Origin of the sequence: Paraburkholderia lycopersici (genome assembly GCF_900096975.1) — a bacterium.
GTDB classification, from domain to species: Bacteria; Pseudomonadota; Gammaproteobacteria; order Burkholderiales; family Burkholderiaceae; genus Paraburkholderia; species Paraburkholderia lycopersici.
Genome location: NZ_FMYQ01000047.1, coordinates 21,159 through 33,955 on the forward strand (window position 1 = coordinate 21,159; position 12,797 = coordinate 33,955).

The window sequence follows — 12,797 nt, forward strand, 5'->3', positions numbered from 1 at the left end:
AATGGCCTATAAAACGATACACACCAAGTACGGATTGCAACGCATCGCGCAATCCGAAACCAGCGGCGTTCCTATCAATCTTGTCGCGATGGCGGTCGGCGATGGCAACGGAAACGACACGACGCCCGACGAGAATCAGACGCAGCTCGTGCGCGAGCGGTATCGCGCAAAACCTAATCGCGTCTTTCAAGACCCGGACAATCCCCTGCTCTTTACGGTTGAGCTGATCGTGCCGGCAACGGAAGGCGGCTTTACGATTCGCGAAGCGGCCGTGTTCGATGACCAGGGCGGCATGTTCACCGTCTCGAACGTGCCGGCCGCCTATAAGCCGGTCGGCGACGGAAGCGAGGGTGCGTTTAGCGATACGGCCGTGCGCGTGCAATTTCTCGTCGCGAACGCGAGCGTCGTGTCGATCTCGATTGACCCGAACGTTGCCGTCGCAACCCAGCAATGGATCACGAACACGATCACCGTGCCGTATCTGTTGCCAGGCGGCACGACCGGCCAGGTGCTCAAGAAGCACTCGAACGCGGACGGCGACACCGTATGGGGTGATCCGACCGTTGCCGAGGCGATCGTGTCGATCGTCGAAGAAGTTCAGACGCTCGCGGCAAGCCAGACGGCCGTGACCCTGGCGGAATGCACAACCGAAGGGCTTGCCGTCTACATCGCCGGCGCGCGGCTGTTGCCGTCGCAATGGACGCCCGACGCGACCGACGTGCGCAAGCTCACGCTCGCGACCTCTTACGCTGCCGGCACCAAGGCCGATTTCGTGCAGAACGAGCCAGGCGCCGACCGTGCGTTGCTTCAAAGCCGCAATCTGGCCGACGTCGCATCGGCCGCCACGGCGCGCACGAATCTCGGCGTCTACAGCAAGGAAGAAGCCGACACCAAGGCCCCGCCCTCGCTGATCGGCTTTTTCGCCTCGCAGACGGCCCCGAATGGCTGGCTCAAGGCAAACGGTGCGGCCGTGAGCCGGACGGCATACGCGGCCCTTTTCGCGAAGATTGGGACCATCTACGGCGCCGGCGACAACTTCAATACGTTCAACCTGCCCGACATGCGCGGCGAATTCCCGCGCGGCTGGGATGACGGCCGAGGCGCGGACGGCAATCGCGCGTTTGGAAGCGCTCAAAGCCATTCGTTCGCGAGCCATGCGCACGGCGCCAGCTCGGACACGCAGGGCAATCACGCGCACGGGGCGTCGACCGACACGCAGGGCGCCCACGCGCACGGCGGCGGCACCAGCGCGGTCGGCGACCACCAGCACGGCATGCCGAAGAATGCTTCTGCGCAAGCAGGCAGCGATAACAACGGCATGCCGATCGGCACCGATCAACCTGACTACGGTACTGGACGCAACCCGCTACCGACAAACCCCGCCGGCGCCCACTCGCACACGATCGGCACCGACGTGCAGGGCAATCACGCGCACAACGTGACCGTTCAAACCGCCGGCGCTCATGCGCACGGCATCACTGTCGCGGCGGCCGGCGGCGCCGAAACGCGCCCGCGAAACGTCGCTCTTCTGGCCTGCATTAAGTACTGACCATGACGACAAAAACCGTTTATCAAACCGACCGCGCCGGCTTGTTCCAATGTGAAGTCGACGCCGACGAAAGCCCGCTCGAACCTGGCGTGTTCCTGTTGCCGGCCCGCGCTGTTGAGCCGGCACCGCCGGCGAGCTGGCCTGATGACAAATGGCCGCGCTGGAATGGCGTCGCCTGGGAGCTGATCAACAAGCCGACCACGAACGACCAGGCGAGCGAAGCCGCAAAGAAGCTTGCCGCGTTTCTGGCTGCGAATCCCGAAGTCGCCGAGCTCGTCGGCATGTAAGCGCGGGCGGCCTCGCTCGTTTCCCGTTTTACCTCACCTTAATCGGAGCAATAGAACATGCCCCAGGACTACAACCACGGTGTACGCGTTGTCGAAATCAACCAGGGTACGCGCCCGATCCGCACCGTGTCGACGGCGATCGTCGGCGTTGTCGTGACCGGCGACGACGCCGACGCTACGGTTTTCCCGCTCGATACGCCCGTGCTCATCACCAACGTCGTGTCTGCACTCGGCAAGGCGGGCACGACGGGCACGCTGAAAAAGGTGCTTACCGCGATCGGCGCGCAGACCAAGCCGGTCACGATCGTTGTGCGCGTCGCGGAAGGTGACACGGAAGCCGAGACGTCGGCGAACGTGATCGGCACCGTGACGGCCGGCGGCAAGTACACCGGCATGAAGGCATTGCAAGCCGCACAAGCCCAGCTCGGCGTAAAGCCGCGCATTCTCGGCGCCCCGCTGCTCGATACGCAGGAAGTCGCCGTAGCCCTCGCCTCGCTCGCGCAATCGCTGCGCGGCTTTGCCTATGTGTCGGCGAATGGTGCGGAGACGAAGGAAGCCGCGCAGACCTACCGCGAGACGTTCAGCCAACGCGAAGTCATGGTGATCTGGCCGGATTTCATCGCGTTCGATACCGACGCGACGGCATCCGTCACGGTCCCGGCGACGGCTTACGCGCTCGGCTTGCGCGCCAAGATTGACGAGGAAACCGGCTGGCACAAGACGCTCTCGAACGTTGGCGTCAACGGCGTCACGGGCATCAGCAAGGATGTGTACTGGGATCTGCAAGACCCCGACACCGACGCCGGCTATCTCAACGAGCACGACATCACGACGCTGATCAACCCCGGCACCGGCTTGCGCTTCTGGGGTTCGCGCACGTGCAGCGATGACGTGCTTTTCGCGTTCGAGAACTACACGCGCACGGCGCAAGTGCTCGCCGACACGATGGCCGACGCACACATGCAGTACGTCGACAAGCCGATGCACCCCTCGCTCGTGAAAGACATGATCGAGAGCATCAACGCGAAATTCCGGCAACTGATCGCAGACGGCTATCTGATCGGCGGCGAAGCCTGGTACGACCCGGCCGAGAACACGGTCGAATCGCTCAAGGCCGGCAAGCTGTATATCGACTACGACTACACGCCGGTTCCCCCGCTCGAAAACCTCGTGCTCAACCAGCGCATCACCGATCAATACCTCGCCAATTTCGCCGCTGGCGTCACGGCTTAACCAGGCATCAACCAGGAGCAATAAAACATGGCATTGCCGAAGACTCTCAAGGCTTTCAACGTGTTCAACTCCGGCGAAAGCTACGTCGGGCAAGTTGAAGAAATCGCCCTGCCGAAGCTCACGCGTAAGACGGAGGACTATCGCGGCGGCGGCATGAACGGCCCGATCAAGCTCGATTTTGGTCAGGAAGGCATCACGATCGAACTGACGTTCGGCGGCCTGATGAAATCGATCCTCACGCAATACGGCGTGCTCACGCACGACGGCGTGCAACTGCGTTTCGCCGGCGCCTACCAGGCCGAAGACAACGCGACGCCCGACGCGGTCGAAATTGTCATTCGCGGCCGCCATACCGAAATGGACTTCGGCACCGCGAAGTCTGGCGAGAAAAACGCGTTCAAGGTTTCGAGCGCATGCAGCTATTACAAGCTGTCGATCAATGGCGAGACGATCATCGAAATCGATCTGATCAACATGATCGAGAAGGTCAACGGCGACGATCTGTTGTCGGCGATCCGCACCGCGATCGGCCTGTAAGCCGGCCGCACTGACTCACCCCGCTCGCCTGGTGCGCCAGGCGGGCAACCCCTCATAACTCAGAACAGAAAACATCATGCAAACGACCGAACACGCACACAACGTTTCCCCGCAAGGCGCACACGCGCACACGATCAACACCGACACGATCGGTTCGCACTCGCACGGCATCACGGACGCCGGCAACACGCACGCGATCGCGCCGCTCGGCGGCGAATGGCTCGCGCGCGGCACGGTCGCGCTCGACACGCCGATCGAGCGCAACGGGCAAAAGATCACGCAAGTCACCTTGCGCAAGCCGAAGGCCGGCGAGCTGCGCGGCACGACGCTCAACGCGCTCGTCAACCTGGACGTCGACGCGCTCGCGAAAGTGCTGCCGCGTATCTCGTCGCCCATGCTAACCGAGCACGACATTCGCGAAATGGACCCGGCCGACCTCGTGCAAATGGGGGTGGCGTTCGCAGATTTTTTGCTGCCGAATCGGGCACGCTGACGCACGGCATACCCGACGACGTTGAAGATGCGATGGCCGATATCGCAAGCGTCTTTCACTGGACGCCTCACGATATGGCCGACTTCACCCTCGCCGATCTGGCGAACTGGCGCGAGCGTGCGCGCGTGCGCTCGCAATACGGAAGCGAATAACGATGGCAACCGGCAACGACCTCAAATTGCGTGTGCTGTTCGACATGATCGACGGTGCGACGAAGCCCTTGCGCAACATTCTCAACGGGAATAAAGACCTCGCGAAATCGCTGAAAGAGTCGCGCACCGAGCTCGGCAAGCTGCAGCAAGCGCAAAAGGACGTCGCCGCGTTCCGTGAGCTGCGCGGCGGCCTGGTCGGCTCGAAACGCGACATGGAAGCCGCGCAAGCCCGCGTCGGCGAGCTGGCGCGCGCGATCAACTCGACCGATTCGCCGACGAAGAAAATGCGTGCCGAGTTCGAGCGCGCAAAGGTGACGGCCGCGAAGCTATCGCAGGCGCACGACGACCAGGCAACGAAGGTGCGCACGTTGCGCGATCGCCTGTCGGCCGCCGGCATCGACACACGCAACCTCTCGCAGCATGAGCGCGACTTGCGATCGAGCGTCTCGGCGACGACGGCCGCGATGACGACGCAGCAAAACCGCCTCGCCGAGCTCACCGCGCGCACGAAACGCCTCGGAGAAGCGCGCGAGAAGCTCAACAAGACGAAGGAGACGGCCGGCAAGCTCGCCGGTACCGGAGCCGGCATGATGGCCGGCGGCGCTGTTCTCGGCGCCGCGACGCTCGTTCCCGTCGCGGAATATGCGAAGGCTGAAGACTCGGCGACGCAGCTCGCGAGCGCACTGATGCGCGCCGGCGGCGTTGTCCCGCCAGAATTCGAAAAAATCAACACGCTCGCAATGAAACTCGGCGACCGTCTGCCAGGAACGACGGCCGATTTTCAGGACATGATGACCATGCTGACGCGCCAGGGCATCAGCGCGCAAGCAATCCTCGGCGGCATGGGCGAAGCGACGGCCTATCTCGGCGTGCAGCTCAAGAAAACGCCAGCCGAAGCGGCGGAATTTACGGCGAAACTGCAGGACGCGACGCGCACGACCGAAAAAGACATGCTGTCGCTCACCGACGTCATTCAAAAGGCGTTCATGCTCGGCGTCGACGATAACAACATGCTGCAGGGTTTCGCGAAGCTCGGCCCCGCGATGGATACCATCAAGCAAAAAGGCCTCGAAGGCGCGAAAGCGCTCGCGCCGTTGCTTGTGATGGCTGACCAGTCTGGCATGGAAGGAAGCGCGGCCGGCAACGCCTATCGCAAGGTGTTCCAGCTCGGCATGGATGCGAAGAAAGTCGCGAAGGCAAACAAGCAACTCGCGCCCGGTCAAAAACTCGACTTCACGAACGGCAAAGGCGAGTTCGGCGGACTGGACAACATGTTCACGCAGTTCGCGAAGCTGCAAGCCCTCAACACGCAAAAGCGGCTCGGCGTGATGAAAGAGATTTTCGGCGACGACGCCGAAACGCTGCAGGTGATTTCCCTGATGATCGAGAAAGGGAAAGCCGGCTATGACGAAGTGCAAGCCAAGATGGCCGCACAGGCCTCGATGCAAGAGCGCGTGAACAAGCAGCTCGGCACGCTCAAAAACCTATGGGAAGCGGCCGGCGGCACCTTCACGAACGGCCTCGTCGCGTTCGGCGACGCCGTCGCGCCCGAAGTCAAAGGCATCGTCGAATGGCTTGGCGACATGTCGCAAAAAATGGGGAATTGGGCACGCGAGAATCCACGGCTCGCGAATGGCCTCATGAAAGTCGCGGCGGTTATTGCGATCGTGATGACGGTGATCGGCGGCTTGCTCGTTGTCGTTGCAGCCGTGCTCGCACCGCTCGGCGCGATCGCATTCGCATTCACGGCGATCGGCGCAGCCGGCCTGGCGACGGTCGGCATTGTCGCCGGCGTCGCGGTCGGCATCATTGCGGCCGTCGCGGCGGCGGCCGTCGCGATCTATACGTATTGGGAGCCGATCAAGGCGTTTTTCGCCGGCCTGTGGGATGGCATCAGGGCGGTTTTCGACTCGGCCGTGATCTGGTTTAGTGGCTTGCCGGCGCAATTCTCGGCATTCGGCGCGAACATCGTTTCAGGCCTCGTCAACGGCATTACGAGCGGCCTCGGCGCGGTGCAATCGGCGATCACCAACGTCGCCGACTCGACGGTCGGATGGTTCAAGGAAAAGCTCGGCATTCACTCGCCGAGTCGCGTGTTCGGCGAGCTCGGCGGATTCATCACGCAAGGCGCGGCAATCGGCATGGAAGCCGAGCAAGGGCGCGTCGCGAAAGCGGCGGTCGGCCTGGCGACGCTCGCGGCGACCACGTTCGCCGCACCAGGCGCCGCGAATGCGGCCGGCACGCCGTTCGGCGCCGGCGGGATAGCCGTCGACACCCGGCCGGCACTCGCGGCCCGCCAGGCGGCCGGAACCGCGGCCGGCGCAGCATCGCCCGCCGGCGGCGACACCTACGTTTTCAACATCACCGGCGCCGATCCGAAAGCGATCGCCGACCAGGTGCGCCAGGCGATCGAGCAAATCGAGCGCAAGAAGCAATCGCAACGCGCCTCGCGGCTCACCGATTAACCAGGAGAGAAAGACATGCTGGCATCGCTCGATCAATTCGTGTTCGGCCTGTCGACGGCGGCCTATACCGAGCTGCAGCGGCGCACGAGCTGGAAGCATCCGAGCACCTCGCGCGTCGGCGGGCGCGCAGCTCGGCAATTCACCGGCCCCGGCGATGACTCGATCACGCTCACCGGCCTCGTCGCGCCCGACAACAAGATCGGCACGCTCGACTCGCTCGCCGAGCTGCGCAAGATGGCCGACGCCGGCGAAGCCTATGTGCTCGTCGACGGCGCCGGCAACGTCTACGGCGCTTTCGTGATCGAAGGGCTCGACGAAGCGCAGACCTTTCAACAGAAAGACGGCACGCCTCGCCGCGTCGAATTCACGCTCAACCTCATGCGCGTCGACGACGGTCTCATTCGAAGCAAAACCACGGCGAAGAAAGACACGAGCTCGTCATGATCCAACCGACGCCCGAATACAAGATCACGCTCGACGGCAAAGACCTCACGAGCAAGATCGCCCCGCGCCTGGTAAGCCTCTCGGTTTCCGAGTCGCGCGGCGATGACGCCGACATGCTCGATATCGTGCTCGACGACGAGAAAGGCGACCTGGCAATTCCCTCGCGCGGGCAACTGCTGCAGGTATCGTTCGGATGGTCCGATACCGGCCTGTTCGACAAAGGCACCTTTACCGTCGACGAAGTTGAGCACAGCGGCGCCCCGGACATTCTGACGATCCGCGCGCGCTCGGCATCCATGACAAAGGACATGGGCGAGCGTCGCGAAAAGAGCTGGCACGGACAGACGATCGGCGCGATCGTTCGCACCATCGCTGGCCGGCACGGACTCAAGCCGGCGATCGCCGATGCACTCGCGAAAATCGCGATCGCGCACATCGACCAAACGCACGAGTCGGATATGTCGTTTCTCACGCGCCTCGCGAAGCGCTACGACGCAGTGATGAACGTGAAGCAAAGCAACCTGCTTTTCATGCCGATCGGACACGGCACGAGCCTAAGCGGCAAGACGCTCGACTCACTCGACATTAAGCGAACGAGCGGCGACCAGCATCGCTATCACATATCCGAGCGCGAGAAGTACGCCGGCGTGCGCGCGCACTATCACGGCACCGGCCGCAAAAAGCGCGAGTCTGTTGTGATCGGCGGCGAGAACAATCACAGCATCAAGGTTTTGCCCGAGACGTATGCGACCGAAGCCGACGCACGCGCGGCGGCGACGGCCGAATACAAGCGCACGCAGAGAAGCCAGGCGACGTTGAGCTATACGCTTGCGCTCGGCCGGCCCGACCTCTACCCCGAGATTCCGGTTTATGTGTCGGGATTCAAGCCAGAAATCGACGCCCTGCCATGGCTCGCGAAGAAAGTGACGCACACGATCGCCGATGGCGGATACACGACGCAGCTCGAACTGGAAGTGAATGGCGATCCTGTCACCGACCGGCACCGGTCGCACTTTCGCAAGGGCGGCAAGTGACGAGCTCGGCGCGTCAATAAAACGATCGTTTTTTTGCTGTTCGGCTTTGGGGCGCCTGGCGCCCCTTTTTTGCACCCCGATGTGTAAAGAAACCGCGTAAAATAATCTATGTAACAGAAACCCCCGCGACGCGGGTTTATTTACAACAAGAAAACGCGCTATGCAAAAACACCTGATCCTGATGGCATGCTCGGCCACGAAAGCGGCGACGCCGTCGCCGGCAATAGACCTTTATCAAGGCGTGATGTATTCGACGTTTCGCGCGAACGTGCCATTCGAGCCGCCGGCCGTGATCATCTTGTCTGCACTGCATGGATTCGTGCCGGCCGAGCGCGTGATCGAGCCTTACGAGCTGCGCATGACTGACGCTCGCGCCGACGAGATGCTTGCCGATCTGCCCGACTTCGATGCGAGCGCATGGCCGGCCGGCGTGCGCTCGATCTTTCTCGCCGGCGGAAAGACCTACCGGCGCGTCATGCGCGCGGCGCTCGACCGGCGCGTGCGACTCGGCGGGATTGATGCTGACGCAACGATCACCGAAACGGCCGGCGGCATCGGATATCAACGCGCGCAGCTCGGCGCGTATCTGCGCAACATGGGGGCGTGCGATGCGTGATCCGGCCGACAAGGGGACTCTCGATATCGTCACCGGCGGCATGCGCATCGGCTATGCACGCGTGTCGACGGTCGACCAGAATCTAGAGCTGCAGCGCGACGCGCTCGCGCGAGCTAGATGTGTTCAAGTCTACGAAGAAAAAGCGAGCGGGCGATCTGCTGCAGCTCGGCCTGAGCTGGCAAACATGCTGCGCGCACTGCGCAAAGGCGACACGTTGATCGTGTGGCGGCTCGATCGGCTCGGCCGCTCGCTTGCCGACCTGGTGCATATCGTCGACGAGCTCGGCGCGCGCGGCATCGCGTTCGAAAGCCTCTCGGAAAAGATCGACACGAGCACCGCGCAAGGCCGCATGTTTTTCGGATTTATGGCCGCGATGGCGCAATACCAGCGCGACATCATTAGCGAGAACACACGAGCCGGCCTGACTGCTGCACGAGCTCGCGGTCGCAATGGCGGGCGCCCTGTTGCGCTCGACGACAAGGCGATCGCCGAAATACGTGCGCTGATGCGCGACCCCGTAATCACGATGGCCCAGATTGCCGAGCGGTATAGCGTCAGTCGGCCGACGCTATACAACGCACTCAGGAGAGCCGAGAAAAAAGAGCTGGCAAAGCCCCCTAGCGCACGTGCCGGAAAAGCGCGTAGCAATAGCCGATGAATTCAATTGAGTCGACCTGATCCGCCGGTATCACATCGGTCGCATAGATAGGATTGTCGTTTCGCAAGTGCAGCTCGCCCCCGTGCATGCGCTGCACTCGCCTCAATCGAAGACCGTCGCCCATACGCAATAGATACATGCCGTCTACATCATGCGGTCGCCTGTCGACGAGCACCACATCACCATCACCCACGGTCGGCGACTGATTGTTTCCCGCGACACGCATTGCGATCGTTTCCTCGATTGCAATGCCCTCGCGCTGTAGCCAGGTGCGCGGCATCCTGACTGCCTGACTCGGCGTTTCGGCCTCCAGAAAGGTTCGCATGTCGAAGGCCGGAAACTCGACGTAGTCGCCCCCGTCTACGTGCAAGCTTCCCTCGTGCAGCTCCAGTTCCGGCTCCTCGATGCCTGGCGTGCCCCTCCCGAGCACAAGCCAATCGAGACTGACCCCGAACTTTTCCGCGAGATTCACGCACTCGGCGAACGGCACGCGCTCGCGAATCTTCCACACGGCAGGCTGGCTACGCGACGCCCCGATCGCCTCGGCCAGCTCGACGTCTTTCGTCACGCCGACTACCTCTTTCATTCTGTCGACTATCGCTTGAACAAGCACTTTTTTTTCTTCCATTTCGACGGTTAAATATTTCAATAAAGTAAGTGCGTTAGGCAACAGTAAGGGATATAATTAAAGTCAGTAACACTTTCGAACGTCTTGTTACATTTTGAAAACAAATGCCCTGTCAAAACGCAAACAAATCGGTCGCGAAACGCGTACCAATTCCCATGAGTGCCGATGAAGTCGACGCTTTGAAACACCTTGCGGAAAGAGATTCGAGAAGCGAAGCGGCGATGGCCCGAATTATCTATCTCGAAGGACTAAAAGCCTACGAGCGAACCATAAAAGCACGCGCTCGTCGATAGAAAGCAATGACCGTTAAGGAATAAGGCCGGGGGCGGAAACCTTATCTCGAACGGGGATGAAAACAACATGAGAATCACCTTGCGTTGTCCACACTGCAACGGCCGAGCAACAGCACGCACGTCACGCGAACTCTCTCGGACCATGCGTGAAATTGTCTTTATGTGCGAAGACCCGGAATGCGCGCATTCCTATGTCGCGCAGCTCGAAGCGGTTCGCACGCTGTCGCCGAGCGCAAAGCCCGATCCTGCCGTCTTGCTCCCTATTTCCCCGCATGTGCGCGAGCGCGTCATGCAACAGATGCAACTCGTTTGATTCCAACTAAGAACAAAGGATCAGACATGTCGACACCCGCATTGCACTATTCCGCGCTCGCCTACCTCGCCGACCATCAGGGCGAACACCTGGCACATGACAAGGCATTGCTCGTCAACCGCTGTATCGAGCACATGGTCGATACGTTCGGGATTTCTGCACGTGAAGCCGAAGTGACCACGCTGCAAGCGCTCGGCGAGTACGAGTCGCGCAACTGCAAGGCATATCTCGACACGTCGCTCACGACAAGCCACACGGTCTTCATTCGCGACCTCGGCACCGGCCGCTTGCGTGTCTTCACGGTCGCCGAGCTGGTCGCCCTGGTCAAGACGCCTGTGCTCTCAAGCGCGCCCGTTCCGAGCACGCGCGCGATGCTCTCGAACGGCGTCGCCGAACCTGCATAAGCGCCCGCTCTACCTGCTGTAACTCCCCCTTGATTTAACGCCTTGCCGCGAGCCGTTGAGCATGCGGCGGGCGAACTCACGCCCGCGATTTTAAAAGATGGCATCAATCGACGAACTCAAACGCCGTATCGACCTGCATCAGCTCGCCGACCGGCTCGGCCTGAAACAAGGCAAGGGCGGCGACAAAGCGCTCTATCACTCGCCGCATCACCCCGACAAGCACCCGTCGCTCTCGATCTACCAGAATCACCCGAAGCACGGCACCGGCTGGAAAGACCATAGCGGCGACGACGGCGGCTCGTGCATCGACCTGGTGATGTTCGTGCTCGGCTGCAACGTGTCGGACGCGATGAAGTACTTGCACGAGGCTTTCGGCATTCCTTTCGATACGCCGACCAACACCGCGCCGGCGCGCGAGAAAACCAAGCTCGACTACATCGCCGAACGCTCGCTGAAAGAAGCCGACAAGGTGATCGACTATCTCGCCGACGTGCGCGGCATTGCGCGACCTGCGATCGCGGCGGCGGTCAAGGCGAAAACGCTCGGCTTTAACGACTACACCAGCTCGACCCGGAAGCAAGGCGAAGTCGGCTATTGCGGCCCCGCTGCCGCTTTCATCGTGCGGCCGCTCAACGGCGTCGAAGTTTCGGCCGTCGACATGCGTTTCATCGACCCGTCGCTCAACGGCGACGTCAAGACGCAGACGCAAGGCGAGAAAGACGGCATCGGCTGGACGGCCGACCCGAAAAAGCTCGAACGCGCGCGGCGCGTCGTGCTCGTCGAAAGCTCGATCAATGCGCTCTCGATCGACTCGTGCGAGCTGCCGGCCACGGCCGCCTATTCGATTCGCGGCATCGGCAACGCGGCAAACATCGACTTTTCGTTTCTCGCCGGAAAGCACGTCGTGATCTGCATGGACAACGACGAGCCGATCGTCGAAGGCAAGCCGCGTGCAGGACACCGACCCGGCCCGGAAGCCGGCTGGCTGATCTATGAGCGCCTCACCGCGCTCAACATCGCCGCGTCGATCGTCGATCAATCGGACTGGATCAAAGACCTCGCAGACGGCGCGAAGAAGAAAGCCGAGCTGATCAACGACGTCAACGACTATCTCAAGGAGCGCGGCGCCGAAGCGCTCGCGAAAGCGCTCGACCAGCTCGACCCCTGGCTGATCGCCGGCTTGCCTGGCGACGCGACGGCGCGCGGCAAGCGGCGTGTGTATTTGCCCTCGCACGACTTCGCGCAGTACTGGCGCTATCGCACGACGGCCGATTTCACGCGCTATATCGCCAAGATGGAGCACAAGGAAGAAGCCGACGCACCGACGCCGGTTTATGCGGACCTGTGCGGCTTTCGTATCGCGTCGCTCTCGCGCGTATCGGTCGCGAGCGCCTCGTCGACCATGACGGGCGATGCCGACCAGGCACCGAGCGTCTATTTCGCCGCGAGCGTGCAGCTCCCCCGCCACGGCGCGAAGCTCGTGCGCAAGGTGATGCTCGATGACCAGCTCCACAACAACACGCACTGGCTCAAATTCGGCCCGATCTGGAAGCCGGCCGAGTTTTCGCGCATGGTCTCGATTCTCGAACGCACGGCCGACCTCGGCGCACGCAACGCGGCGAACTTCGTCGGCCTCGCCTGGCGCGATGGCAAGCTCGCCGTCAACGAAGGCCCCGACTGCTATTTCACCG

Annotated in this window: 15 protein-coding genes; 14 read left to right on the top strand and 1 reads right to left on the bottom strand. The window is 62.0% G+C overall.

What is annotated here, in order from left to right; genetic code table 11:
* Position 1: 1 nt before the first annotated feature.
* From BLU17_RS30905 to BLU17_RS30955, 11 genes are all read left to right on the top strand, one after another.
* Positions 2–1,549 (top strand): phage tail-collar fiber domain-containing protein, encoded by a 1,548-nt coding sequence (locus BLU17_RS30905; RefSeq protein ID WP_092006168.1) that lies wholly within the window; start codon positions 2–4, stop codon positions 1,547–1,549.
* 2 nt (positions 1,550–1,551) lie between these two features.
* A complete protein-coding gene (locus tag BLU17_RS30910) occupies positions 1,552–1,836 on the top strand; it encodes a phage tail protein (RefSeq protein WP_092006171.1) in 285 nt (94 codons plus the stop codon).
* Positions 1,837–1,893: 57 nt separating this feature from the next.
* A complete protein-coding gene (locus BLU17_RS30915; RefSeq protein WP_092006174.1) occupies positions 1,894–3,069 on the top strand; it encodes a phage tail sheath protein in 1,176 nt (391 codons plus the stop codon).
* Positions 3,070–3,096: 27 nt separating this feature from the next.
* The gene (locus BLU17_RS30920; protein WP_092006179.1) at positions 3,097–3,606 is read left to right on the top strand and encodes a phage major tail tube protein; all 510 of its coding nucleotides are present in this window, start codon (positions 3,097–3,099) and stop codon (positions 3,604–3,606) included.
* A 76-nt stretch (positions 3,607–3,682) separates the two neighbouring features.
* Positions 3,683–4,099 (top strand): phage tail assembly protein, encoded by a 417-nt coding sequence (locus BLU17_RS30925; protein ID WP_092006182.1) that lies wholly within the window; start codon positions 3,683–3,685, stop codon positions 4,097–4,099.
* A gap of 32 nt (positions 4,100–4,131) precedes the next feature.
* Positions 4,132–4,251: a GpE family phage tail protein gene (locus tag BLU17_RS30930; protein ID WP_092006184.1), complete on the top strand. Its 120-nt coding sequence runs from the start codon at positions 4,132–4,134 to the stop codon at positions 4,249–4,251.
* Between the two features lie 2 nt (positions 4,252–4,253).
* A complete protein-coding gene (locus BLU17_RS30935; RefSeq protein ID WP_218137056.1) occupies positions 4,254–6,716 on the top strand; it encodes a phage tail tape measure protein in 2,463 nt (820 codons plus the stop codon).
* Positions 6,717–6,731: 15 nt separating this feature from the next.
* A complete protein-coding gene (locus tag BLU17_RS30940) occupies positions 6,732–7,160 on the top strand; it encodes a phage tail protein (RefSeq protein WP_092006190.1) in 429 nt (142 codons plus the stop codon).
* On the top strand, positions 7,157–8,194 hold the full coding sequence (locus BLU17_RS30945) for a phage late control D family protein (RefSeq protein ID WP_092006193.1): 1,038 nt from the start codon (positions 7,157–7,159) through the stop codon (positions 8,192–8,194). The genes BLU17_RS30940 and BLU17_RS30945 overlap by 4 nt, the downstream gene beginning before the upstream one ends.
* 160 nt (positions 8,195–8,354) lie before the next feature.
* A complete protein-coding gene (locus BLU17_RS30950) occupies positions 8,355–8,810 on the top strand; it encodes a DUF6884 domain-containing protein (protein WP_245747097.1) in 456 nt (151 codons plus the stop codon).
* Positions 8,803–9,468 carry a recombinase family protein gene (locus BLU17_RS30955; RefSeq protein WP_092006196.1) on the top strand — a complete coding sequence of 222 codons (666 nt, stop codon included), beginning with the start codon at positions 8,803–8,805 and terminating at the stop codon, positions 9,466–9,468. Before BLU17_RS30950 ends, BLU17_RS30955 begins: the two co-directional genes overlap by 8 nt.
* On the opposite strand, the gene BLU17_RS30960 is transcribed toward BLU17_RS30955, so the two are convergent.
* Positions 9,428–10,117 (bottom strand): LexA family transcriptional regulator, encoded by a 690-nt coding sequence (locus tag BLU17_RS30960; RefSeq protein WP_218137057.1) that lies wholly within the window; start codon positions 10,115–10,117, stop codon positions 9,428–9,430. The genes BLU17_RS30955 and BLU17_RS30960 overlap by 41 nt on opposite strands.
* A gap of 339 nt (positions 10,118–10,456) precedes the next feature.
* On the opposite strand from BLU17_RS30960, the gene BLU17_RS30970 reads away from it, so the two are divergent.
* The 3 genes from BLU17_RS30970 to BLU17_RS30980 form a co-directional block, all read left to right on the top strand.
* Positions 10,457–10,702 (top strand): Ogr/Delta-like zinc finger protein, encoded by a 246-nt coding sequence (locus BLU17_RS30970; protein WP_092006205.1) that lies wholly within the window; start codon positions 10,457–10,459, stop codon positions 10,700–10,702.
* A 26-nt stretch (positions 10,703–10,728) separates the two neighbouring features.
* A complete protein-coding gene (locus BLU17_RS30975; RefSeq protein ID WP_092006208.1) occupies positions 10,729–11,106 on the top strand; it encodes a hypothetical protein in 378 nt (125 codons plus the stop codon).
* Positions 11,107–11,203: 97 nt separating this feature from the next.
* Positions 11,204–12,797, top strand: a 1,594-nt coding sequence (locus tag BLU17_RS30980; RefSeq protein ID WP_176929248.1) for a toprim domain-containing protein, incomplete at its 3' end; no start/stop codon positions are given.

Coding starts and splice junctions, on each gene's coding strand:
- BLU17_RS30970 (WP_092006205.1), top strand. CDS start 10,457: ATGAGAATCACCTTGCGTTGTCCACACTGCAACGGCCGAGCAACAGCA.
- BLU17_RS30950 (WP_245747097.1), top strand. CDS start 8,355: ATGCAAAAACACCTGATCCTGATGGCATGCTCGGCCACGAAAGCGGCG.
- BLU17_RS30925 (WP_092006182.1), top strand. CDS start 3,683: ATGCAAACGACCGAACACGCACACAACGTTTCCCCGCAAGGCGCACAC.
- BLU17_RS30945 (WP_092006193.1), top strand. CDS start 7,157: ATGATCCAACCGACGCCCGAATACAAGATCACGCTCGACGGCAAAGAC.
- BLU17_RS30920 (WP_092006179.1), top strand. CDS start 3,097: ATGGCATTGCCGAAGACTCTCAAGGCTTTCAACGTGTTCAACTCCGGC.
- BLU17_RS30930 (WP_092006184.1), top strand. CDS start 4,132: ATGGCCGATATCGCAAGCGTCTTTCACTGGACGCCTCACGATATGGCC.
- BLU17_RS30905 (WP_092006168.1), top strand. CDS start 2: ATGGCCTATAAAACGATACACACCAAGTACGGATTGCAACGCATCGCG.
- BLU17_RS30940 (WP_092006190.1), top strand. CDS start 6,732: ATGCTGGCATCGCTCGATCAATTCGTGTTCGGCCTGTCGACGGCGGCC.
- BLU17_RS30935 (WP_218137056.1), top strand. CDS start 4,254: ATGGCAACCGGCAACGACCTCAAATTGCGTGTGCTGTTCGACATGATC.
- BLU17_RS30910 (WP_092006171.1), top strand. CDS start 1,552: ATGACGACAAAAACCGTTTATCAAACCGACCGCGCCGGCTTGTTCCAA.
- BLU17_RS30955 (WP_092006196.1), top strand. CDS start 8,803: ATGCGTGATCCGGCCGACAAGGGGACTCTCGATATCGTCACCGGCGGC.
- BLU17_RS30915 (WP_092006174.1), top strand. CDS start 1,894: ATGCCCCAGGACTACAACCACGGTGTACGCGTTGTCGAAATCAACCAG.
- BLU17_RS30975 (WP_092006208.1), top strand. CDS start 10,729: ATGTCGACACCCGCATTGCACTATTCCGCGCTCGCCTACCTCGCCGAC.